Source organism: Acidocella sp. C78, assembly GCF_907164655.1.
Map to the genome: position 1 here is coordinate 56886 of NZ_CAJQZK010000064.1, position 23554 is coordinate 80439.

20 protein-coding genes and 3 pseudogenes are annotated in these 23554 nt (G+C 64.7%); 12 read left to right on the forward strand and 11 right to left on the reverse strand.

All coding sequences use genetic code 11. The features are described 5' to 3' along the window. Positions 1–35: 35 nt before the first annotated feature. The 6 genes and pseudogenes from soxA (at position 36) to ACIDOCELLA78_RS84565 (ending at position 5813) form a co-directional block, all read left to right on the forward strand. The gene (soxA, locus tag ACIDOCELLA78_RS84540; protein WP_201727977.1) at positions 36–875 is read left to right on the forward strand and encodes a sulfur oxidation c-type cytochrome SoxA; all 840 of its coding nucleotides are present in this window, start codon (positions 36–38) and stop codon (positions 873–875) included. 5 nt (positions 876–880) lie between these two features. Then, positions 881–1174, forward strand: a complete 294-nt coding sequence (locus tag ACIDOCELLA78_RS84545; protein ID WP_249675211.1) for a hypothetical protein — start codon at positions 881–883, stop codon at positions 1172–1174. Between the two features lie 24 nt (positions 1175–1198). Further along, entirely contained in the window at positions 1199–2935 is a 1737-nt protein-coding gene (soxB, locus tag ACIDOCELLA78_RS84550; protein ID WP_201727979.1) for a thiosulfohydrolase SoxB, read from the forward strand. Beyond that, positions 2932–3369, forward strand: coding sequence for a hypothetical protein (locus ACIDOCELLA78_RS84555; protein WP_201727980.1), 438 nt, complete (start codon positions 2932–2934; stop codon positions 3367–3369). Before soxB ends, ACIDOCELLA78_RS84555 begins: the two co-directional genes overlap by 4 nt. Before the next feature lie 99 nt (positions 3370–3468). Then, a pseudogene (locus ACIDOCELLA78_RS84560) lies at positions 3469–4253 on the forward strand (sulfite exporter TauE/SafE family protein). A gap of 51 nt (positions 4254–4304) precedes the next feature. Beyond that, positions 4305–5813 (forward strand): tetratricopeptide repeat protein, encoded by a 1509-nt coding sequence (locus tag ACIDOCELLA78_RS84565; RefSeq protein WP_201727981.1) that lies wholly within the window; start codon positions 4305–4307, stop codon positions 5811–5813. Between the two features lie 120 nt (positions 5814–5933). On the opposite strand, the gene ACIDOCELLA78_RS84570 is transcribed toward ACIDOCELLA78_RS84565, so the two are convergent. The 9 genes and pseudogenes from ACIDOCELLA78_RS84570 to ACIDOCELLA78_RS84610 form a co-directional block, all read right to left on the reverse strand. Beyond that, a complete protein-coding gene (locus ACIDOCELLA78_RS84570) occupies positions 5934–6653 on the reverse strand; it encodes a sulfite exporter TauE/SafE family protein (protein ID WP_201727982.1) in 720 nt (239 codons plus the stop codon). Between the two features lie 54 nt (positions 6654–6707). Beyond that, positions 6708–6953, reverse strand: a complete 246-nt coding sequence (locus ACIDOCELLA78_RS84575; RefSeq protein ID WP_201727983.1) for a DUF302 domain-containing protein — start codon at positions 6951–6953, stop codon at positions 6708–6710. 121 nt (positions 6954–7074) lie between these two features. Further along, a complete protein-coding gene (istB, locus tag ACIDOCELLA78_RS84580) occupies positions 7075–7821 on the reverse strand; it encodes an IS21-like element helper ATPase IstB (protein WP_201727488.1) in 747 nt (248 codons plus the stop codon). Between the two features lie 17 nt (positions 7822–7838). Continuing rightward, positions 7839–9365: an IS21 family transposase gene (gene istA / locus ACIDOCELLA78_RS84585; protein ID WP_201727680.1), complete on the reverse strand. Its 1527-nt coding sequence runs from the start codon at positions 9363–9365 to the stop codon at positions 7839–7841. A gap of 138 nt (positions 9366–9503) precedes the next feature. Then, a complete protein-coding gene (locus tag ACIDOCELLA78_RS84590; RefSeq protein ID WP_201727984.1) occupies positions 9504–9767 on the reverse strand; it encodes a DUF302 domain-containing protein in 264 nt (87 codons plus the stop codon). A gap of 134 nt (positions 9768–9901) precedes the next feature. Continuing rightward, positions 9902–11878, reverse strand: coding sequence for a phospholipase C (locus ACIDOCELLA78_RS84595; RefSeq protein WP_201727985.1), 1977 nt, complete (start codon positions 11876–11878; stop codon positions 9902–9904). 142 nt (positions 11879–12020) lie between these two features. Then, positions 12021–13199: an acetate/propionate family kinase gene (locus ACIDOCELLA78_RS84600; protein ID WP_201727986.1), complete on the reverse strand. Its 1179-nt coding sequence runs from the start codon at positions 13197–13199 to the stop codon at positions 12021–12023. A gap of 230 nt (positions 13200–13429) precedes the next feature. Beyond that, positions 13430–14862 (reverse strand): annotated as a pseudogene (glnA, locus tag ACIDOCELLA78_RS84605) (type I glutamate--ammonia ligase). Positions 14863–14948: 86 nt separating this feature from the next. Beyond that, on the reverse strand, positions 14949–15287 hold the full coding sequence (locus ACIDOCELLA78_RS84610; RefSeq protein WP_012040513.1) for a P-II family nitrogen regulator: 339 nt from the start codon (positions 15285–15287) through the stop codon (positions 14949–14951). A gap of 289 nt (positions 15288–15576) precedes the next feature. On the opposite strand from ACIDOCELLA78_RS84610, the pseudogene ACIDOCELLA78_RS84615 reads away from it, so the two are divergent. The 3 genes and pseudogenes from ACIDOCELLA78_RS84615 (at position 15577) to ACIDOCELLA78_RS84625 (ending at position 18401) form a co-directional block, all read left to right on the forward strand. Next, positions 15577–16751: pseudogene (locus tag ACIDOCELLA78_RS84615) on the forward strand (aminotransferase). Between the two features lie 40 nt (positions 16752–16791). Beyond that, a complete protein-coding gene (locus ACIDOCELLA78_RS84620; RefSeq protein ID WP_201727987.1) occupies positions 16792–17643 on the forward strand; it encodes a carbon-nitrogen hydrolase family protein in 852 nt (283 codons plus the stop codon). Continuing rightward, positions 17640–18401 carry an NAD kinase gene (locus ACIDOCELLA78_RS84625; RefSeq protein ID WP_201727988.1) on the forward strand — a complete coding sequence of 254 codons (762 nt, stop codon included), beginning with the start codon at positions 17640–17642 and terminating at the stop codon, positions 18399–18401. The genes ACIDOCELLA78_RS84620 and ACIDOCELLA78_RS84625 overlap by 4 nt, the downstream gene beginning before the upstream one ends. Before the next feature lie 45 nt (positions 18402–18446). Here ACIDOCELLA78_RS84625 and ACIDOCELLA78_RS84630 read toward each other — a convergent pair whose 3' ends face one another. Further along, complete coding sequence (locus ACIDOCELLA78_RS84630) at positions 18447–19430, reverse strand: malate dehydrogenase (RefSeq protein WP_201727989.1); 984 nt, start codon at positions 19428–19430, stop codon at positions 18447–18449. A gap of 96 nt (positions 19431–19526) precedes the next feature. Between ACIDOCELLA78_RS84630 and ACIDOCELLA78_RS84635 the strand changes: the two genes are divergently transcribed. Both ACIDOCELLA78_RS84635 and ACIDOCELLA78_RS84640 read left to right on the forward strand, forming a co-directional pair. Beyond that, entirely contained in the window at positions 19527–20114 is a 588-nt protein-coding gene (locus ACIDOCELLA78_RS84635; protein ID WP_201727990.1) for a RecX family transcriptional regulator, read from the forward strand. A gap of 298 nt (positions 20115–20412) precedes the next feature. Next, positions 20413–20613, forward strand: a complete 201-nt coding sequence (locus tag ACIDOCELLA78_RS84640; protein ID WP_249675187.1) for a hypothetical protein — start codon at positions 20413–20415, stop codon at positions 20611–20613. A gap of 37 nt (positions 20614–20650) precedes the next feature. Here the strand turns inward: ACIDOCELLA78_RS84640 and ACIDOCELLA78_RS84645 are convergent, their stop codons facing one another. Further along, complete coding sequence (locus ACIDOCELLA78_RS84645) at positions 20651–21625, reverse strand: LysR family transcriptional regulator (protein WP_307850868.1); 975 nt, start codon at positions 21623–21625, stop codon at positions 20651–20653. Between the two features lie 446 nt (positions 21626–22071). Here ACIDOCELLA78_RS84645 and ACIDOCELLA78_RS84650 point away from each other — a divergent pair, with 446 nt between their 5' ends. Continuing rightward, positions 22072–23532 (forward strand): class I SAM-dependent methyltransferase, encoded by a 1461-nt coding sequence (locus ACIDOCELLA78_RS84650; protein WP_249675189.1) that lies wholly within the window; start codon positions 22072–22074, stop codon positions 23530–23532. The last annotated feature ends 22 nt before the right edge of the window (positions 23533–23554 follow it).

Below are 23554 nucleotides of genomic sequence, written 5' to 3' on the forward strand. Positions count from 1 at the left end.
TGCGTGCCGGCGCGCGCGGCTGGGGGGAACAGACAATGAAACGCGCATGGGCGATGATCGTGGCTCTCGCAACGCTGGCACCGGGCTTGGCGCCACCGGCAAAGGCCGATCCGGCGGCCGATCTCAAGGCGTTCCAGGGGTATTTCCAGACACGTTTTCCAACGCTCGCGCTGCAGGATTACGTCAACGGGCCCTATAATTTCAGCGCCAACGACCGCGCGCAGTGGAAGCAGATTCTCGAATTCCCGCCCTATTCCTTCGCGGTGGATGCCGGGAAGACGGCATTCGGCACGAAGTTTCCCGATGGTGCGGACTACGCCTCGTGCTTTCCGCGGGGCGGGATCGGCATCGCGCAGGATTATCCGAAATTCGATGAAAAAACCGGCAAGGTCGTCACCCTCGGTATCGCCGTCAACGAATGCCGCGAGCGGCACGGGCTGAAGCCGCTCAGCCTGACCAAGGGCGAACTCGCCGACATCGTCGCCTATATGACCTCGACCTCGGACGGCAAACCGATCCATGTCGTCATCCCGAACGACAAGCGGGCGATTGCGGCGTACGAGGCGGGCAAGGAGTATTTCTATTCGCGCAGAGGCCAGCTGAACTTTTCCTGTGCCAGCTGCCACGTGCAGGCGGCGGGCAAGCGACTTCGGGGGCAATATCTGGCGCCGGCGCTCGGCATCACCGCGTCGTTCCCGGTCTACCGCTCGAAATGGGGCGATGTCGGCACGCTGGTGCGGCGGTTCATCGGTTGCAACAAGAAGGTGCGTTCGGTCCCGGCGAAACCGGATTCGGCGGCCTATCGCGACCTTGCCTATTTCCTCACCTACATGAGCAACGGCCTGCCGATCGCGGGCCCGGGGGCACGGTCATGAAACGGATGGCTTTGGTGGTGGCAGCAGCGGTTCTGGGGCTCGGCGTTGCGCACGCCGCCGGAAAGGTCGATGCGGCGCGGGCGATTGCCGGGGCCGCGGCGAAAATGAAGATCGCGGCGGCGCTCGATGACCAGTGGACGCCGGCGATTGCCGCCTTCAAGGCGGCGAAGGCCGCCGATGCGGCGGGCGACTATGCGAAGGCCGAGGCCTCGGCGAAGCGCGCCGAGGCGCTGGCCGCCGCCTCGATCGCCCAGGCGCGCAGCCAGAAGCGCCTCTGGCAGAACGCAGTGCCGCGCTGAGCCGGCCGGGCGGAGACTGAACGGATGACGATTGCACGACGCGCGCTTCTTACCGCGGCGGCCAGCACGGCGCTGCTGCCGCGGATCGCCTGGTCCGCCGCCGATCCTTACGATGTGAAGATGAGCGGCGATGTCCGCATCATCCATCAGACCGACACGCACGCGAATGCGCGGCCGGTGCATTTCCGCGAGCCGACGCAGAATATCGGGGTCGGTCGCGCTGCCGGGCAGCCGCCGCATCTGGTGGGTTCGGCCTTTCTCGATTTCTACCACATGAAACCCGGCACGCGGGACGCCCACGCCTTCACCTTCCTCGATTTCGAGGCGCTGGCGCATCGCTACGGCCCGCTCGGCGGCTTCGCCAGCCTCAAGACGGTGATCGACAGTCTGCGCGCCGGAGCCGGGCCGGGGCGGTCGATCCTGCTCGATGGCGGCGATCTCTGCCAGGGCACGGGGCTCGCGAATCTCACCCGCGGTCAGAACATGGTGGCGCTCGGCAACCTGCTCGGCATCGATGCGATGACCGGGCACTGGGAGTTCACCTACGGGCAGGACGGGATCGAGGCGCTCATCAAGGCGCTGCACGGACGCTTCATCGCCCAGAACGTGTTTCTTTCGGCGGAATCGCAGATGATGGGCGCGCCTGCCTTCGACCAGAAGACCGGCCGCGTATTCCCGCCCTACGTCATTCGCGAGCTTGGCGGCTACCGCGTCGGCGTGATCGGCCAGGCCTTTCCCTATGTGCCGATTGCGCATCCGCGCCGGTTCACGCCGGACTGGCGGTTCGGCATCCACCCGGGCCGGATGCAGAAGGTTGTCGATGAACTGCGCGCGGTGAAGAAGGTCGATGCCGTGCTGCTGCTCTCGCATAACGGCATGCCGGTCGATCTCAAGCTCGCATCGCAGGTGCGCGGGATCGACGTCATTCTCGGCGGACACACGCACGATGCGGTGCCGCATCCCGTCCCGGTGAAGAATCCCGGCGGCATCACGCTGGTGACGAATGCCGGCACGGCGGGCAAATTCGTCGCGGTGCTCGACCTCGAACTGGCGAAAGGCCGGGTGAGGGACGTGCATTACCGGCTGCTGCCGATCTATGCCGATCAGGTGAAACAGGACGCGACGGTGGCGGCCGCGGTGGAGGCGCAAGAGGTGCCGCACCGCGCGATGCTGAACGAAAAGCTGGCTGATACCGAAACGTTGCTCTATCGGCGTAACAATTTCTACGGCTCGGTCGATCAGGTGATCATGGACGCGCTGCGGGCCGAAACCGGCGCGCAGATCGCCTTCTCGCCCGGTTTCCGCTGGGGCAATACGGTGCTTGGCAATGCGCCGTTGACGATGGGCGATCTGCTGGCGGAAACGGCCATCACCTATCCGATGGTGTACAAGCAGACCATGACCGGCGCTGAGATCAAGGCGGTGATGGAAGATGTCTGCGACAATCTCTTCAATCCCAACCCGTACTATCAGCAGGGCGGAGATATGATCCGGGTTGGCGGCATGAACTATGCCTGTGCGCCGGCCCAATCGATCGGTCACCGGATTTCCGCGATGGAACTTGACGATGGCACTACGGTCGAGGCGACGAAACAATACACTGTCGCGAGCTGGGCCTCGGTGTCCCTGCCGCAGACCGGCACGCCGGTCTGGGATATGGTGGCCCGGCATCTCCGCCAGGTGAAAATGGTGAAGCTGACGCGGCCCAACCGGGTGAAGGTGCTCGGGATCGCCGGCAATCCGGGCTACGCGGTTTCATGAGTTCGCGGCGGCGGTTGTTCGGCGGCCTTGGCGTTGCGGCGGCGGCGATGGGGGTGGGGCGCGCCGCCCTCAGCAATCCTTTCGCGACCCATCTGCTGGCGCTGCAACTTTCGGACTCGGTGATGGCCAAGCAGCGCGAGGTTCTCAACAATGCCAATGCGGTGCTGAAGGTCTGGCCCGATACGGCGTCGATCATCGTGGTGGCCTTCGGGCCGGGTGTGGAGCTTACCTTCGCCGACTCGCCGCTGCGCGAGCAGGTTGACAGCCTGATCGCGCAGAATGTCGAATTCGACGTCTGCATGAACACGATCGAGACCCTCAAGCGCGAGACCGGCCACACGCCGGTGCTGAACCCAAAGGCGAAGCAGGTTCCTTACGGCGTACCGCGGCTGATGGAGCTGGCCGGGAAGGGATACGTGATCGTTCGGCCGTGATGCGGCGGCGCGTTGCATTCTTGAAACCTGATACATGCCGGTCTAGACATATTCGTAAATATGAATGTCTTGTGGCGTGACCCGCCAGGGGGATTTTCCATGATCGAGACGGTTCTCGCCCTTGTATCCGGTAACGCTGTCGGCTTCACCCTGGGGCTGATCGGCGGCGGGGGCTCGATTCTGGCGACCCCGCTGATGCTCTACGTCATTGGCCTCGCGCCACATGTGGCGATCGGCACGAGCGCGCTGGCGGTTTCGGCCAATGCCTTCGCCAATTTTGGCGGCCATGCCCGCAAGGGGAATGTGCGGTGGCGGAGCGCTGTCATTTTCGCCGGGCTTGGCATGGTTGGCGCTGCGGCGGGTCCACCCTCGGCAAGGCGTTCGATGGCGGGAAGCTGCTGTTTCTCTTCGCGATCCTGATGATCGCGGTGGGATTGCTGATGCTTCGGCCCCGCGGCGTGGCGGATGGCGGGGGTGGCCAGCATGAACGGCCGGACATGGCCGGGCTGCTGGCGGTAGCGGTCGCAGCGCTTGCGGTCGGTGCGCTGTCGGGCTTTTTCGGCATTGGCGGCGGCTTCCTGATCGTGCCTGGCCTGCTGTTCTCGACCGGGATGCCGATGATTTTCGCGATCGGGTCCTCGCTGCTTTCGGTCGGCAGTTTCGGGCTGACCACAGCGGTCAATTATGCGGCGTCCGGCCTCGTGAACTGGGCGGTTGCGGTGGAGTTCATCCTGGGCGGCGTGATCGGCGGGCTCATCGGCACGCGGCTGGCGATCCACCTCGCCGGGCGGCGCGCCGCGCTGAACCGGATCTTCGCCGGGCTGGTCTTCGCCGTGGCAATCTACATGCTGTACAGGAACGCCGCTTCGTTCGGACTGGCATGATCTTCCTGAAAGATTAACTCGTCCTTCACTCCATCGTGCCAAAGTTTCTTTATGAACGTCGCCGTAGTGGATGGTGCGACCGATCTGGTCGGTATCTATCGTGATCTCCACGCAACTCATCCCCGCCAGCCTGGAATCGTCGTTGCCTATGCTTCGGCCTTGCTTGAGGCGGGAGACCCTGAGGCGGCACTCGCGATTGCCGGGGCGGCCACCGATACCGCGGATCCCGGCGTTCTCCTCGTCCATGCGCGGGCATTGCGCGCGCTTGGCCGGTTCGAGCCTGCGGTGCGGGAATTTGCCGCCGCCATTGCTGCCGGCGCGACGGGAGCCCCGGTGCTGGTTGCGCTGGGAAACTGCCTTGCCGAAACCGGGCGGCTTGAAGAGGCAACCATCTGGTTCGCGCGCGCGGCGCCGGATGATACGAGCGGCCGTGCGCTTGCCAATCTGGGGTCGGCACGGGCGCGGCTCGGGCAGACCGCCCTGGCGATCGAAGCGGCACGTGGAGCGTTGCGGTGCGACCCCGACCTGATCGACGCCCATCGCACGCTTGCCGTGCTGCTGGCCGGCAGCGAGCCAGAGTCCGCCGCGCGGCATCGTGAGATCGCGTTCCGGAATGGACCGGTATTTCTTCATCCGGGGCCGCCAGACTCATTGCGCGTACTGGTGCTTACCTGCCTCGCCGAAGCCAGCCTGCCGATCGAGCATTTGCTGCCGCATGCCCGCTACACGCTGGCCGAGTGGTTCATTGACCACTCGATGCACAGTCTTCCCCAGCTGCCGCCGCACGACCTGGTTTTCAATGCGATCGGCGAGGCCGACCTGATGCCACCGCTGGATGGCGCGACAATCGGGTTTATCTCTTGCGGGCGGCCCATCATGAACCGGCCCGAGGCGGTCATGCGCACCGGTCGCACAGCGTTGCCTGCGCTGCTCGCGGGGATCGACGGTCTCGTCGTGCCGCCGGTGCTGCGGATCGCCGCGGACGAGATTCCTGTCAGCATCGGCCTGCCGGCGCTGATCCGGCCTGTGGGCACGCATGGCGGCCATGGATTGCGGCGTGTGGAAACCGCGGAACAGCTGACCGAAGCGTCGCGCGAAGCGGGCGACAAATATCTCAGCCAGTTCATCGATTACCGGAGTGAGGATGGATATTATCGAAAATACCGGATGATTTTCGTCGACCGGCAGGTCTACCCCTATCATCTCGCGATCGGGCCGCACTGGATGGTGCATTACTGGACCGCCGGGATGGATCTCGATCCGGCACGAAGGGCCGAGGAAGCACGCTTTCTCGATGATCCGGTCACAGCGCTGGGTTCCGCGGCGTTCGAGGCGGTCAGCGCGATCGGCCGTCGTCTCGATCTCGATTATGCCGGAATCGACTTTTCCATCCTTCCAGACGGGCGAATTCTCGTTTTCGAAGCCAATGCGGCGATGCTGGTGCACCCCGAGCGGGAGGCGGTGTTCGCCTATCGCAATCAGGCGGTTGATCGAATCCTCGACGCGTTCGCCGCGATGTTAGAGCATCATCCGATCAGATGGGGTCATCCGATCGGGTAAAGATGCTCTGATTATCGTTATCATAGAGCACTGCATCCGATCCGGATGGATCGGAAAGTGCTGTGGAGCGCTGCGCGAGCGGGATAGCCGAGTGATCTGCGCCGCGATATCTGCCCGAGGTCACGCAGCACCCGAGACGGCGTGCCAGATGATGAACACGCTGAGCACGATCAGGCCGCAAAGGAACAGGATGCGGAAGCGGTCAGGATGAACCTTCCGGCGTAGCCGTGTGCCCAGCTTCATCCCGGCGAGGGCCGGCACCAGGGCGATGGCGGATATGCCCAGCGAGGTCGCGGGCAGCGCGTCATGAAAGGCGAGGCCCGCGCCCAGCGCAAGAGACGCGGCAGAAAAGATCAGTCCGAGGGCCTGGATCAGCGCATCCTGCTCAAGGCCGAGAGCGGCGATATAGGGAATGGTCGGAATGGCGAATACCCCGGTCGCGCCCGCGAGCAGACCGGCGCCAAGGCCAGCCAGAGGGCCTGCCCATCGCTCCGCGCCCACCGGCACGCGCAGTCTTGGATGCGTCAGTCCCAGAAATGCGTAGACCATGAGCACGACACCAAGGGCGGCCGCGGCCGGTCGCGCATCCTGACCGGTGATCAGGCCGGTGCCGAGCGGCGCGCCGATGAGGATGCCGGCCATCATCGGCCAGAACCGCGCGAGCGCCCTGCCGGCGCCGCGGTGACTTAGAAACTGCCAGACATTGGTTGCGAAGGATGGCACCAGCAGCAGCGATGCGGCTTCCGCAGGGCTGAGTATGGCGCCCAGAACCCCCATCGTAATGACAGGCATGCCGATACCGAGAATCCCCTTCACGATCCCGGCAAAGAAGAAGGTCAAAATGACGATCCCCAAACGGGGCAGGGCAAAGCTCACGATGCGCGTATGCCAGGTTCAGGCGATGCGATTGACCGCATTGCGCAACATCTCGCGCACGGCGCCGGCAAGTCGGCCAAGGTCGGGGTTCCCGATTCCCTGCATCGAGGTGACGGGATCAATGGCCGAAACTTCAACCGAACCGTCATCGTGCTGCTGGACGATGACATTGCAGGGCAGCAGGGTGCCGACCTTGTCTTCCAGTTTCAGCGCCTCGTGCGCCATGCGCGGGTTGCAGGTGCGGATTCCGGAGAATTCGCCCATGGATTCCGATTTTAATTCGCCCACGATTCCGACGTTTATTCGCCCGGGGATTCCGAGATTTATTCGCCCGGGTAGCGGTCTCTGTGGCTGTTGATTTCGTTGCTCTCCTGTTCTCGTTGGGTCAAGCGGTTTTTGGGGTTTGCTTGCGGATCTTGCGCAGGCTTTCGCCGGTGAGTTCGATGCGGTGGGCATTGTGGAGCAGACGGTCGAGAATGGCGTCGGCGTAGGTCGGATCGCCGATCAGCTCATGCCAATGCGCCGGGGGGATCTGGCTGGTGATGATGGTGGCGCGGCGGCCGTAGCGATCCTCGACGATCTCGAGCAGGTCGTGACGGGCGCCGGCGTCGAGTGGAGCAAGGCCGAAGTCGTCGAGGATCAGTAGATTGACGGCACCGAGGGTGCGGATCATCCGGCCGTGACGCCCTTCGGCGCGGGCGACCGCGAGTTCTGCGAAGAGTTTGGGGGCGCGCTGATAGAGCACGGTCCTGTCATCGCGACATGCCTTGTGACCGAGGGCACAGGCCAGCCACGATTTTCCGACCCCTGTCGGCCCGCTCAGGACGAGATTGTCGTGCGCGTCGATCCACTCACCCTGGATCAGCTTCTGGAACAGAGCCCGATCGAGGCCGCGGGCACTCCGGTAATCGACATCCTCGATTGCAGCGTCATGGCGCAGCCTGGCATGGCGCAGCCTTGTGCTCAACCGCTTGTCACGTCGGACGGTGATCTCGCGGTCGAGCAGAAGACCGAGCCATTCGGCGTGACTGAGGCTGGGGGTTTCGGGATTGGCGTGCAGCTCGGTGAACGCGCGGGCCATGCCTGCAAGACCGAGCTGGTGGATCTGATCGAGGGTCGGATGGTTCAGCATGAGGCTTCTCCTTGTCATCAGTGGAAATATCCGCCGCCCCGGATGTTGGGGTGGCGGATCGGGGTGGGATCGGGACTGGCGGTGCCGGCGGCTCGCTCCAGCCGGTTATCGAGGATGGATTTGACCGAGCCGTAGGTCAGGGTGCCGATGGTGAGCGCGCGCTCGGCCGCGGCATCGAGCCGGTCGGCGCCAACACTGCGGGCCAGGCGAAGGATGCCGATGCAGGCGCGGAACCCCTGCTCCGGATGAGGCCGGCGTTCGAGGATCAGGGTGCAGAGTGTCGCGACCGAGGGACCAAGCCGTGCGGCTTCCTGATGGATCCGTGCGATGGTCCAGTCGCCATAACGCCGGTGGCTCGAGGGCATGTGCTCGGCGATCGTCGTGTGTTTGCCGTTACCCGGCCTGCGTGCGTGCACGGCGATCCGTTCGCCACGGAGAAAGATCTCGACCGTGCGCACGGTGAACCGGGCCTCGACCTCGGCGCGGGCGTGCCGGTAGGGGACGGAGTAAAAATGCTTCTCGATCTCGACGTGATAATCGATGCCGACCCGCCGGCGCCGCCATTGCGCCAGCACATAGGGTTCGGCCGGCAGTTCCTTCAGCGCGGGACGATCGAGTGTTTCCAGCAGATGCCGTCTTGTCGCCCCCAGGCGACGGACGACCCGCTCCTCGTTCAGCCAGCGGCAGAATTCAGCGATCGCGGCATTCAGTTCGGCGAGGCCGTAAAATGCCCGGTTGCGCAGCTTGCCCAGCAGCCACCGCTCCGCCAGCAAAACCGCCACCTCGACCTTCGCCTTGTCACGCGGCCGCCGCGGCCGCGCCGGGAGAATGGCCGTGCCGTAATGGCGCGCCATATCGGTGTAGGTCCGGTTGACCTGTGGATCGTAGAGGCAGGCGCGGATGATCGCGACCCTGGCGTTGTCGGGCACCAGCAGCGCCGGCACGCCGCCAATTGCTGCCAGAGTGCGATTATGCGCCTCGATCCAGTCCGGCAGGGTCTGGGTCCAGGTCGCCTCAGCATAGGTGAAGCTCGATGCGCCGAGAACGGCGACGAAGATCTGGGCCGCACGCGTCTCGCCGGTGAGCCGGTCGATCACCACCGGCACCGTGTCGCCGGCATAATCGACGAACAGCTTCTCGCCCGATGCGTGGGTCTGGCGCATCGTCACCGGTAGCCGGGCTTCCCAGCTCCGGTAGAGCTCGCAGAACCGGCTGTAGCGATACCCATCCGGGTGCTCGGCAATATACTCGTCCCACAGGATCGACAGCGTCACGTGCTTGCGCTGCAACTCGCGGCGGATACGCCCCCAGTCCGGCTCATCCACACGTCGATGCCCCGGCCGCTTGCCCACCGCGCCGTCGAACAAGCGCCTTTCCAATGCCGCTTCGGACAGCGCCAGAGCCCCTGGCCCATCGAGCCCGGCCGCCTCCAGTCGCCGCAGCGTCAAGCGCACCGTCGATGCCGCAACCCCGACCCGGATCCCCACCTGGCGGGTCGAAAGCCCCGCCATCCTCAATCTGACAATCTCGCGCACATCGCGCATCGCAATCCGCTCCACTGGCATTCATCCGCTCCCTCGATCAGCCAAAGGGAGGGAACCTGAACCAGCCAGCAGAGACCTCAAGCCAACCCGGCCAACCCCGCCCGCCTGGGCGAATAAAAGTCGGAACAGGTGGGCGAATTAATCTCGGAATAGGTGGGCGAATAATTCCCGGAATCCCGGGCGAGTTAATCTCGGAATCCCGGGCGAATTGAGCCCGGAATCAGCATTGCAGGCGCCGAGAATGCGATACGGCCGGAACGGTGCACCGAGCTTGGCCTGCATGGTCGCCGCCACGTCGATGTCGGTGAGAACACCGAAGCCTTCGGATTGCAGTGCCGCAACCGTCGCTGCAACGGCGTCGTCGAACCCGAGACCGGTCGTTTTCGAGATGTGATAGCTCATCGGGAGGTCCCCCAGCCAGGATGCAGGAGACGACACTATCGACCCACGACTCGTGAGATGGCAAGCGGCCCAAAAATACACCCGACCGGACGATGATGTCCGATCGGGCGATGCGTTGGTGAGGGCGTTCGCGCTCAGGTGGACGGATTGGTCTTCGGCAGCGGATTGAAGTCGGCCGGGATCTTGTTCCGGATTCCCTTGGTGATATTCGTCGGCACAATGCCGTCCACCTTGCAGCCATTGCCGCCGAATTGCGGCAGGGTCGTGAGGTCGTGATCGGGGATGATCGCGTAGCTCGGCGGCAATGCGCGCGCCTGGCCTTCGAGCCGTGCCGGGTCGAACGCAGTCATCAGGTCGGAGGTATCGGGCGTGATCGCGTCGGCCGGCCCGATATTGGCCTCGCCGAATTCCTTTTGCCCGAGCCTGCGGCCTTTCATCTCGTCCGGCAGGCGGGCGAGCGGCGTCAGGCCGAAGACCTTGTCGACGAACTTCACGACCGAGGCCTGGCTGCCCACAGCGTGCGAGATCTGGTGTACCCGCGCATAGGGCGAGATCATGATGAGCGGCACGCGCGGGCCGAAGGTGAGCGGCTTGTGATCCGGCCCGTCGATGACCACCGGCGGCGGCACATGGTCGTAATCGCCCTCGGAATCGTCCCAGGTGATGATGATCGCGGCGTGCTTCCAGTATTTGCTTCTCGCGATCGCGTTTACCGCCTTGGCCACAAATGCCTCGCTGATCTGGGCATCCGAATAGGCGGGATGATCATCGTCACCCACGAAGTTCTTGCGCGCCTTGGCATCCGGGTTGTCCGGGGTCAGACCCATGTCGTTGCGGAAGCCGCCCTTGAGATAGAACACGCCGCCGGATGCCGGCAGGGCTCCGCTCCGCAGCGCGGTATAGAACGCCGATGCGCCGTGCAGATGATCGCGTTCTGCCGGATTGTTGGCGACGTATCCGAAATATTGCGGCCCGTTGTGATGGGTGATGTAGGCGGCGTGCATGCCCTGGGCGTCGGTCGGGCCAGCGTGCCTGTCGCCGGCATCCTTGCCATAGCCTTCCTCGTACCAGCCCCAGCCGACCGGCTTCTGGCCGTGTGCGGCGAGATAGGCAACATCCTGCCGGACATCCGCAAGATCGGTATCCGGGTCGGTGTCGCGCGCGGTTTCCCGTTTGATGGTCTTCCCCGCCGTGGTCAGCGCCAGCGAGGCGTAGGTCTGGTTGATCTGCACATGCGTGCCGTGCGGGCTGGCGAAGTCATGTGGATTGGCCGGCACCGCAGGGTGCGGGTCGAGCGGCGAGCCCCAGAGCGGATCGTCGTCGGTGACAACCGGCACGCCAGCGCCCGCCTCCGAAATCTTGCCGCCGGCGGCGTTCGTGGCGGTCGGTCCGCCCTTGTAGGTTCCGGTTGCCTCGTTGGGATGCAGGGCCCACTGGGTCAGGCCGGTCTGGGCGGCGAAGATCGACAGGTTGCCCGGCGTCGAAGGGCCGGCAATATCCTGAAAGACATGGTCGAACAGCACGAAGCGGCTGGCGTAGCGCCACAGGAAGGGCACCGTGTCGCAATCCTCGTAGGCCATCGCGAGTTCGCCGAACTGCTTCGCCTTGAGCGAGGGATTGCCGGACGGCGAGTATTTCTTCTCCTCGGTGACGGCGAACTTGTCCATCAGCGGCTTGCCGGCGACGACGTCCATCTTGGCGATGATGCGGCCGTGCGAATGGTCGATGTCGTCGGTATCCCACGCATATTGCTTCGGGCCGATGCGGAAGGGCGAGATCGTCGTCGTGCTGCCATCGGTATTGACCAGCTCCTGCACGAAGCCGGGGGTCTTGGCGGCCGGCTGCGAATAGAGCCCGTCCGCGCCGGGGAAGGTGCCGAAATAGGAGTCGAACGAGCGGTTCTCCTGATACAGCACGAAGACGTATTTGATCTTGTGGCGGACCAGAGCGGTCATTTCCGCGTCGCTCAGCACAGGCTGCGGCTTGTCCATCATCTTGCTGACAATGCCATGAGCGGCGGGCTGGGTGACGACTTCCTGGCCATGCGCGGCAAAAGCCGCGGCGCTGACGGCGACAAGCGCCGAACAGGCCAGAAGGGCTACGCGTTTCATTCAGGGACTCCTTTGTTGCCGTGCCGCATAACCTGCGGCTGCACGGATGAATCGGCCGCGCCGGTCAGGGCGCGGCCGCCGCGGACCGCTCTAGACCAGAGGGCCTGCGCGTTGGATGACGTTTTGGTGGCAATCGAGCCGATCAGCCGCGCAGCAGGGTGGCGGTGTGATGCGCGATCATGGCTTCCTCATTGGTGGGGATCACGCGCACCTGGACGGCCGAGGAAGCCGCCGAAATGACCGGCGCGTTGCGCCGGTTGGCGGCATCATCGAGGGTGATGCCGAAATGGCCCAGTCGCGCGCTGATCTTCCCGCGGATTTCCGGCGCGTGCTCACCGATGCCGGCGGTAAAGACAAGCGTTTCGAGACCGCCAAGAGCGACGCTCAATGCGGCGATTTCGCGAGCCGCCCGATGGCAGAACAACTCGACCGCCAGGCGCGAGTCGGGGCGTGAACTCGCCAGCAGGGTGCGCATGTCCGACGCCTCGCCCGAGACGCCCAACAGGCCGCATTCGTGATACAGGCAATGGCTGATCGCGGCCGGGTCCAGCCGTTCCTGCTCGGCCATGTACAGCACCACGCCAGGATCAAGCGTGCCGGGCCGGGTGCCCATCATCAGCCCGTCCAGCGCCGTGAAACCCATGCTCGTCTCGACCGACCGGCCTTTCAGCATCGCGCAGGCGCTGGCCCCGTTGCCAAGATGCGCGGCGATAACCTTGCCGGCGGCGCGGGCGGGCGCTGCCGCGGCGAGCGCCCCGGCGATGTATTCATAGGAAATGCCGTGAAACCCATATCTGCGAACGCCAGCGTCGTGGTAGCGCGCGGGAAGGGGAAGGCGCGTTGCGATGGCGCCCATCGCGCAGTGAAAGCCGGTATCGAAGCAGCCGACCTGCGGCAGGCCGGGCCGCAGGCGGGCGATGGCGCGAACGGGCGCAAGGTTATGGGGCTGGTGCAGGGGGGCGAGGGGAACAAGCGCAGCCAGCGCCGCAACAATGGTCTCATCAAGCGTGACGGGGGCGGCGAAATCGCGCCCCCCATGCACGATGCGGTGGCCGACGCCGGCAAGCCGATCGCCGGCGAGATGCGAATCGGCCCATTCCAGCAACGGCTTCAGCAGGTCCTCATGCGTAATCGCCGCGCCGCCATCCCATCGGCGCTCGGTCAGAAGCTGGCCGGCCGCGTCGAATCCCTGGAAATGCGGCGCCACGCCGATCCGCTCGATCGAGCCGTGAGCGCGCCGGGGCAGGCCGCTTGCGATCTCGAACATGCCGAATTTGATGCTCGATGAACCGGCGTTGAGAACCAGGACTGCTGTGCCCATCCGCGTGTTTCTCCCGTCAGTGACGATGCCCGGCTGTCCGTCAAATCCGCGGGGCCTGGCCGCGACAGGATAGAGCCTCACCCGGCCAGAGGGAAACGGCCGTTGCTCTGCGGGAATCAAGCTTCTGCGGGATGCGGAATTACGACCGCTTACGCACGATCGGGACGGGGCCAGGAAAAAGCCGGTCCGCGGCTGCGGACCGGCCCTTCGATGCGTGCCGTCGCTGTCGGTCAGGCCGAGTAATACATCTCGAATTCGACCGGGTGCGGCGTGTGCTCGAAGCGGTAAACCTCTTCCCACTTCAGCGCGATGTAGCTCTCGATCTGTTCCTTGCTGAATACATCGCCGGCGAGCAGGAAGTCATGATCGGCGGCGAGGGATTCCAGAGCCTCGCGGAGCGAGCCGCAGACCGTCGGAATGCCCTGAAGTTCTTCGGGGGGAGATCATAGAGGTTCTTGTCCATCGGGTCGCCCGGATGGATCTTGTTCTTGATACCGTCGAGCCCGGCCATCGCCATGGCGGCGAAGGCGAGATAGGGGTTCGCGGTCGGGTCGGGGAAGCGAACCTCGACGCGCTTGGCCTTCGGGTTGGTCGTGTACGGGATGCGGCACGAGGCCGAGCGGTTGCGCGACGAATAGGCCAGCAGGACCGGCGCCTCGAAGCCCGGAATCAGCCGCTTGTAGCTGTTCGTGCTCGGGTTGGTGAAGGCGTTCAGCGCCTTGGCGTGCTTGATGATGCCGCCGATGTAATACAGGCAGAGTTCCGAGAGATCGGCATAGCCGTTGCCGGCGAAGAGCGGCTTGCCGTTCTTCCAGATCGACTGATGGGTGTGCATGCCCGAGCCGTTGTCGCCATAGATCGGCTTCGGCATGAACGTCGCGGTCTTGCCATAGCTGTGGGCGACGTTGTGGACGCAGTATTTGTAGATCTGCATCTGGTCGGCCATCTGCACCAGCGTGCCGAACTTCGTGCCGAGTTCGTGCTGGCTCTGGGCAACCTCATGATGGTGCTTCTCGATCGGCAGGCCCATCTCGCCCATCGTCGAGAGCATCTCGGCGCGCAGGTCGCTTTCGGAGTCGACCGGCGGAACCGGGAAATAGCCGCCCTTCACCACCGGACGATGGCCCATATTGCCTTCCGGGTAGTCCTTCAGCGAGGACCCGGGGCCTTCGATGCTATCGAGCTGATAGGTGCCGAAATTGCCGCCGGTACCGAAGCGGACGGAGTCGAAAATGAAGAATTCGGCTTCGGCGCCGAACAGGATGGAATCGCCGACGCCTGATGCCCGAACATAGGCCTCCACCTTTTTCGCGGTCGAACGCGGGTCGCGCGAATAGGGCAGGCCGGTCGAGGGTTCGAGAATGTCGCAGAAGATGACCAGGCTGGGCTTGGCGGCGAAGGGATCCATCACCGCCGTTTCCGGATCCGGCATCAGGATCATGTCGCTCTCGTTGATGACCTTCCAGCCGGCGATGGACGAGCCATCGAACATGATACCGTCGCGGAAGGCGTCTTCGCCCATGGTGGAGATGTGCTGGGCGGTGTGGTGCCACTTGCCGCGCGGATCGGTGAACCGCAGGTCGACATACTCGACCCCGTTCTCCTTGATCATGGCCATCACCTTGCTGATCGCATCGCCGCTACCGGCGGGCTTCTTCGCCATTGTCGTCCTCACTGCTGGTCATTGTGCGGGTCCGCCCCATGCGGACCCGCTCTCGTTGGGTTTGAGGGATGGATTGAAACAGAGGGTCAGATCGCCGCTTCGCCCTTTTCACCGGTGCGGATACGGATAACTTCCTCGATCGTGGAAACGAAAATCTTGCCGTCACCGATCCGCCCGGTACGCGCGGCGTTGGTAATGGCTTCGATCGCGCGCTCGGCAACGGCATCCTCGCAGATCACCTCGATCTTCACCTTCGGCAGAAAATCAACAACATATTCGGCACCGCGATAGAGTTCGGTATGGCCTTTCTGGCGCCCGAATCCCTTCGCCTCCATGACGGTGATGCCCTGAAGCCCGACCTCGTGCAAGGCTTCCTTGACCTCGTCAAGCTTGAACGGCTTTATGATCGCTTCGATTTTCTTCATCCGGTTCACGCCCGATCCGAGACGGGCACCTCCTTGTTACGGTTGATCGCGGCGAGCTGGTGCGCGCACCGGCCGGCATGACTTACGTGCAGATATCATGCCATTTTTGCATGCGTCGTGCCAGTTATGGGTAAAAATGAGTGGCACGCCGAGTGCCTACGGGGGCGGCACAGTTCATGCCTAAATAAACGGCAGTCATTGCCTGCAAATCAAGCCCGCTCGGCAAAACCCCTTGCCCTGCGGCCCTGTGCCGCGATAGTGCGACATCCGTCAGACTGGAGAGACAAGCGTGAAATCGCCAAACCAACTGCTCGACAATATCGGCACGACCATCTTCACGGTGATGTCCGCCCTGGCGGTGGAGCACGGGGCGATCAATCTGGGTCAAGGGTTCCCCGATACGGATGGACCGTCCGACGTGATCGAGGCGGCGGCGGCGGCGCTGCACGACGGACGGAACCAGTATCCGCCGCTGACCGGCGTCGTCGAACTGCGCGAGGCGGTGGCCGCCGCGAACCGGCGCTTTTACGGGATCGAGGCCGACCCCGCGCGGGAGGTGGTCGTGACCTCGGGGGCGACCGAGGCAATCACCGCGAGCTTGCTCGCCCTGCTCAATCCGGGCGATGAGGTCGTATTGATCGAGCCCCTCTACGATACCTATTTGCCCGTAGTGCAACTCGTGGGCGCCACCGCGAAGCTGGTGCGGCTCAACCCGCCCGACTGGGCGCTCCCGCGCGCCGAACTGGCGGCAGCCTTCGGCCCCAAGACAAAGCTGCTGCTGCTCAACTCGCCGATGAACCGACCGGCAAGGTCTTCACCCGCGAAGAACTCGGCTTCATTGCCGACCTCCTCGTAAAGCATGACTGCTATGCGGTATGTGATGAAGTCTATGAGCATCTCATTTTCGATGGGCTGAAGCACATCCCGCTGATGAGCCTGCCCGGCCTGCGGGAGCGTTGCGTGCGCATCGGCAGCGCGGGCAAGACGTTCAGCCTGACCGGCTGGAAGATCGGCTATGTCACGGCGCCGGCGCGGCTGGCCGGGGTGATCGCGCGGGCGCACCAGAACCTCACCTTCACCACGCCGCCCAATCTGCAACGCGCGGTCGCCGTGGGGCTCGCCAAGGACGATGCCTATTTCGCGTCGCTCGCGTCGGATCTCGCGGCGAAGCGCGACCGGTTGTCGGACGGGTTGCGGCGGATCGGCTTCGGCGTGCTGCCGAGCCATGGCTCCTATTTCGTGACGGCCGATTTCGCCCCGCTCGGGTTCAATGGGGACGATGCGGATTTCTGCCGGCACATCACCGAGCACGCCAAGGTGGCGGCCATTCCGGTTTCAGCGTTCTATCCGGGCGAGGCGCCGCGGCACTATGCGCGATTTGCCTTCTGCAAGCGCGAGGCGGTGCTGGACGAGGCCGTGGAGCGGCTCGCCGCCCATTTCGCCGCGCGGCGGGCGGCCGAATAGCCCGCTTGCCTGCTCACGGCACCTGGCGCACGATACGCTCATGCAGGACGATACGCTTCGCCTCTCCGTCATTCAGATGTCGCCGGGGGCAGACAAGGCCGCCAACATCGCCCAGGCGCAGCGGCTGATCGATGCCGCCGTCGCCGCCGACCGGCCCGGCCTCGTATCATTGCCGGAGGTCTGGAGCTGTCTCGGCGGTGACCGGGCCGCGAAGACACTAGCCGCCGAGGCGCTGCCCCCCGCCGGATCGGGTGCCGCCGGTGGTCCGGCCTATGAATTCCTGCGCGACACCGCCCGGCGTCATCGCCTTCATGTTCATGGCGGGTCGATCGGCGAGCAGGCGGACGACCGGCTTTACAACACCACGCTGGTCTTTGATGCCGACGGACAGGAGATCGCGCGCTACCGCAAGATCCACCTGTTCGACATTACCACGCCGGATGGGCTCGGCTATCGCGAAAGTGCGACCTACGGAGCCGGCGATGCAGTCGTCACCTGCCGGATCGGCGGTCTCACCGTGGGTTTGTCGATCTGCTACGACATGCGCTTTCCCGAACTTTACCTCGCCTTGCGCCGGGCCGGCGCCGACCTGATCATGGTGCCGTCCGCCTTCACCCTGCAAACCGGGAAGGATCACTGGGAGGTGCTGCTACGCGCTCGCGCGATCGAGACCCAGTGCTGGATCGCCGCGGCAGCCTGCGTTGGTCCGCATCGTGATGGCCGCGGCGAGACGCGCCTGACCTATGGAAACGCGCTGATCGCCGATCCGTGGGGCAGCGTCGTCGCGCGCGTGTCCGATGGGCCGGGCTTTGCCACGGCACGGATCGACAGCGCCCGCACGGCGAGGGTGCGGCGCGATATGCCGGTTCTCCAGCACCGCAAGCTCGCTTGACCCGCATTCATTTCGCAGCCGCGTCAACCGAGCAGGCCCTCGCCGCGCGCGACAGGCTTGTCGCGCTGTATGGCGATGCGGAACCGGACGCAGCCGAGGTGGTCGTGGCCCTTGGCGGCGATGGACTGATGCTGGAGACGATGCACAGCATGCTGGAACGCGAGCTTCCGGTCTATGGCATGAATTGCGGCTCGGTCGGATTCCTGATGAACGATTTCGCCGAAGCCGACCTGCCGGCGCGCATCGCCCGCGCCCAGTGCAACGACATCCATCCGCTGCGCATGCATGCGATCACCTCGACCGGGGCGGTGGAAGAGGCGCTCGCGTTCAACGAGGTCAGTCTGTTGCGGCAATTGCGCCAGGCGGCGAAAATCCGCATCACGATCGACGGCAGGGTGCGTCTCGCCGAGTTGATCTGTGACGGCGTGCTGGTATCGACCCCCGCGGGATCGACCGCCTATAACCTCTCGGCGCACGGGCCGATTGTGCCGCTTTCGGCCAATCTGCTGCCGCTCACACCCATTTCCGCGTTCCGGCCGCGACGCTGGCGCGGCGCGCTGCTGCCGTCGGATAGCGAAATCCTGTTCGAAATCCTCGAATCGGAAAAACGTCCGGTGGCCGCCGTCGCCGACTTTACCGAAGTCCGGCGGGTGATTTCAGTGGCAGCCAGCGAAGACCGATCGGTTCGCGCCCGTATCCTCTCGGACCCCGATCGGGCCCTGTCGGAGCGGATCATCCGCGAGCAGTTCACCGTGTGATCCCCGGCGGGCGGGCCCCGGCATGCGCCAGGGCCCGGGGCATGATCAGCCCAGCAGGTGCGCGATCGCCTCGCGCTCTTCCTTGAGTTCGTTCAGCGTGATGTCGAGCCGCGACTGAGCGAAGGCGTCGATCTCGAGGGTCTGGACGCGGGTCACGACACCGTTCTGCGTGGTCACGGGCACGCCGAACATGATGCCTTCGGGAACGCCGTAGCTGCCATCCGACGCGATCGCCATCGACACCCAGCGGCCGTTGGAGCCGACGACCCAGTCACGCACCTGATCGATCGCGGCATTGGCGGCCGACGCGGCCGAGGAAGCGCCGCGCGCCTCGATCACGGCGGCGCCCCGCTTGCCGACGGTGGGAATGAACACATCGCGATTCCACGCCTCGTCGTTGACGAGTTCGGCGAGCTTGCGGCCACCCGCCTCGGCGAACCGGTAGTCCGGATACATCGTCGGCGAATGGTTGCCCCAGACGATCAGCTTGCCGACATCCCCGACATTCACGCCCGCTTTGGCGGCAAGCATTGAGGCGGCGCGATTGTGGTCGAGCCGGATCATCGCCGAGAAGCAATCCGGCGAGAGGTCCGGCGCCGACTTCATCGCGATATAGGCATTCGTGTTCGCCGGGTTGCCGACAACCAGCACGCGGACCGAGCGCTTCGCGACCTCGTTGAGCGCGCGGCCCTGCACGGTGAAGATCTCTGCATTGGCGCCGAGCAGGTCCTTGCGCTCCATCCCCTTGCTGCGCGGCCGGGCGCCGACGAGGAAGGCGATGTCGATATCCTTGAAGGCAACCTTGGGGTCGTCGGTCGCGACCATTCCGGCGAGGAGCGGGAACGCGCAATCGTCGAGTTCCATCATCACACCGCCGAGCGCGCCCTGCATCTGCGGCAGGTCGAGCAGGTGGAGAATGACCGGCTGATCGGGGCCGAGCAGCGCGCCGCTGGCGATGCGGAAGACGAGCGCGTAGGCGATCTGGCCGGCGGCGCCGGTGACGGCGATGCGGACGGGGGACTTGGCCATTGGTTCACTCCTTGCTGTTGCGCCGCACTATCTCCCGCAGGCGCTGACGGTCAAGCAGTCTTCCGGTCTGCCACCCCCGCATGGCAGGATGCAGATATGCCCAATGCCACCCGCAATGCGACCAAGCCCCTCCCGAAGCCGCCGGACGAGGCTTCGCTGCGCGAGGGCGCGCTCGCGCATCTGGCCCGTTTCGCGGCAACAAGGGCAGGACTTGCGCGCGTTCTGAACCGCCGGATCGATCGCTGGGCGCGGGCAGCCGAACTGGCCGGGCTCGAGGCCGAGGCGATCGCAGCCGCTGTCCGCGCGGCGCGGGCCGCCGTTCCGGCGGTGGTTGCGGCGTTGAGCGCGGTGGGGGCGATCGACGATGCGGCGTTCGCGGATGGTCGGGCGCGCCGCTTGATCCGTCAGGGCAAGTCACGCCGGGCGACGCTGGCGCATCTGGTGGACAAGGGGGTGGAGGCGGTTCTGGCCGAGACAGTGGTGCCGGAAGATCCGGCGCGCGATCTCGCCGCGGCCTGCGCCTATCTGCGCCGCCGGCGCCTGCCGCCCTTCGGCCCCGGCGAACGGGTGCGGGCCCTCGCGGCCCTCGCGCGAGGCGGCTTCACCCGTGATATCGCCGAGCGTGCGGTCGATCTCGATCCGGATGAGGCGGACGCCGCGCTGTCGGCGCTGCGCCGGAGCTAGAGCATCTTTATCCGATCAGATGGAGTCATCTGATCGGATAAAGACGCTCTGATTATCAATCTCATAGAGCACGACACCCGATCCATCGGGATCGGAACGCGCTCCAAGCCCGCGGTCGCCCGCGGATAGCGGGGCCAGGCGAAATCGCCGCGCACAACCGCCAATTCATCCCGCAGGTTCATGAAAGAAATGTGAAATCCGGCATGGTCATTGCCCGGCAACGAGGCCATATCGCAGTGCAACATGGCTGGGCGACGAGGTTGTCGCTCGGATTCGTATTCGTCTCTGGAGACTGATCGTGCAGAAACTCATTGCCGTTGCGTCGTTAACGGTTGCGCTGCTGGCCGGCTTCGGGTCGGCGTTGGGCGGCGTGCGCCTCGCGCGCGCCACGCCAGCACTCCCCGGCCAGCCGTCCCTTGCTCTCACCAGCACCTATGGCCCGGTGCAGTTCGCTCTCGTTCAATCAGGCCGGGCGCGGCAGGGCGAGGTCGCCCGCTGAGGGGGCTGCCGCGCCCGGCATCCCCGGGTCGAGGACTTCAGTCGAAGATCGGCGCATGAACGCCCGCCATCCCCGCCGTTGATTGCAGGAAGGGGGTCTTCTCCAGTTCCTCCTGGAGGAAATCGAGAATGGCCCTCGTGCGCGCCGGAATATACCGGCGCGAAGGCAGGATCGCGTGGATCTTCACGTTCATCGGCACGAACGTGTCGAGCAGGGTGACCAGGCGCCCTGCGACGACATCGTCGATCGTGGTCAGCCGTGGCAGGAGAGCGACCCCCAGCCCCGCTCGCGCGGCGCGGCGCACGGCCTCGCTCGAATCGACGTGGAATCGGCCCTGCACGCTGACCGTTTCCTCGATCCCATCGCGCGCGAAGCGCCATTCCCTATCCGCGCCGGGCCGTGTGTAGACGATGCATTCATGCCGCAGCAGGTCCTGAGGGGTGTCAGGCGCGCCGCGTGCGGCGACATAGGCGGGAGAGGCGACCAGAACCGAGGCTGCCGTCCCCACAACCCGGGTGATCACGCTCGCCTGCGTTGCCTCGACCACCGAAATCACGAGATCCAACCCTTCCTCGATCAGGTCGAACGCGCCGTCGCGCATCTTGAGGTCGAGCGAGATTTCAGGATTGCGGGCAAAGAACTCGGGAAGCCTCGCTGCAAGATAGAGGCCGACAGCCGTGGGAACGCCGAGGCGCACCTGCCCGGTTGGGGTCTTCCGGGCGCTGCCGACGCTTGCCGTGGCGGCATCGACGGCGTCGGCGACCGCTTTCGCATGCTCAAGGTAGATCTGGCCGTCCTCGGTCAGCGAGAGTCTTCGGGTCGTGCGCTGAATCAGCCTGACACCGAGCTGGTCTTCCAGGGCGGCGATCTGGCGGGAGATCACCGGCTGCGATGTGTTGAAATCACGCGCTACGGCAGAAAACGACCCGCGCTCGGCAACCCGGATAAAGGTGTTGATAAGGGAAAGCTGGTCCATAGGCGGCCTCTGCTCGAATTCTGGCGGGTTTGCCATGAAAATCAGTGAACCCCGGCCATAACGGCTGCCGGACGACATGGATATTTACATCATGTCATGGAAGCCCCTCATTTTCAGCGCTTCATCATGATGTCGGCGCGATTGGTTGGTCTCGCCGAGATATATGTGTCATCCATGCTTCATCTCGTTGCTGCGCGGCATCACATTGGAAATCGTGGAATCGCCACGGCCATGGCGCGCAAGATCGACCCGATATCGTCATTGGGGGCGCGGTCTCGGAAAATGGAACCAATTCTGGTTCAGCGCCGGTAGAGGCATTGCTGTCCGTCTCTGGTTTGCCTAGCGTTTTGTATCGGGATTAAGGATGTAGATGTGATGATTGCGGTCGCAAAAAGAGATTCGCGCGCATGAATACGGGTCACGGATATGTGACCGATATCGTGTATTCCAGCGGCTATTACGTTGAACAGTCTCCGCGGCTGATGGCGCTCGTGGCGCTGCTGACGGGCCAGCACGCGCGTATGCCTGGTCCGGACGAGGCCTTTCATTTCCTCGATATAGGGTCCGGCCGTGGTTTCACGGCGCTGGTCATGGCAGTCGCAAACCCTGGCTGGACCGTTACCGGCATCGACTTCAACCCGGCGCATCTCGCTGAAGCGCGGGAAATGGCGGCACGGGCCGGCATTCGGAATTGCCGGTTTATCGAGGCGGATCTCGCCCAGTTCGACGATGCGGAACTCCCCGAGGTCGATGCGGCAAGCCTCCATGGCGTCTGGACCTGGGTCAGCGATGCTGTCCGCGCCGGCATCCTTCGTTTGCTTGAGCGGCGGCTGGCTCCCGGCGGCTTGTGTCATGTCAGCTACAACCTGCTTCCGGGCTGGGGTGGCATGGTGGGGCTGCAACGCCTTGTGCGGGAAACCGGGCTCAGACTCGCCGATCGGGCGGACCGCCAGGTCGAGCGGGGTTTCGAGGTCGTACGCCATCTTTTCGGGCCACTTGGCGAGGCGACGGATGAGCGGACGCGTGCCATGTTGCAGATGCTCGCCGACAAGCCTTCGGCGTATCTTGCCCATGAGTTCATGAATGCTGACTGGCGGCCCTGCTTCCACGCCGATGTCGCGGCGGCATTCTCGAAGGCGGGGTTGAGCTATGTCGGCTCCTCGCATGCGCTGGATAGTATCGCCGAGGTGACGTTACCTCCCGCGGCGCTGGAAATGGCCAGGAAATTCAGCGATTCGGCGATGACCGAACTGATCAAGGACGTCACTCTCGGCCGGCCGTTGCGCCATGACATATACGTTCGCGGCGGAAGCCGGATCGCGATGGTCGCGCGCGATGACATTCTGCGCGGCCTGACGCTCGGTCTCGCTTTGCCGCATTCCCAACGCCGATTAGGCATTCCAACCCCGATGGGCGAAATCGGCATGAATCCTGCATTCTACGAACCGGTCTTTGCTCGTCTCGCGCAAGGGGTGGCGTCGGTTGAGGAGTTGTTGAGCCTGGCCCGACCGAGCGGCGCCTCGCCGGCATCCGACAACCCTGCTGAGCTTGCCGCCCTGCTTGTGGGCACCGGACAGGCGGTACTTGTTCCGGCGCCCGGCCGGGCGATGACGGCACCTGCCCGCGCGTTGAACGGCATTATGTTCGCCTCCCAGGCGGCGGGTACTGCGATGACCGAAACTGTCGCTTTCGCCGTGCCGGCACTGGGCGGCGGATTCAAAATGCCGGCGGCCGGGGCGCTTGCCGTGTTGCGTCAACAGGAGCGGTCAGAATCGGCCGTCGAAGGGGCGAGCCTGTCATTGCCCGACCGCGACACGATCGAACGCTGGGCAGCGGAGGCGATGGGTGACCGGCCGGAGATGCGCGCGGCCCTTGCAATCGGCATGGAGAGCTTCCTGCGCGATAGCCGTTCGACGCTGGAAGCGCTGGGGATTCGCTGCTGATTTCTGTCGGTTTGGCGCCTGG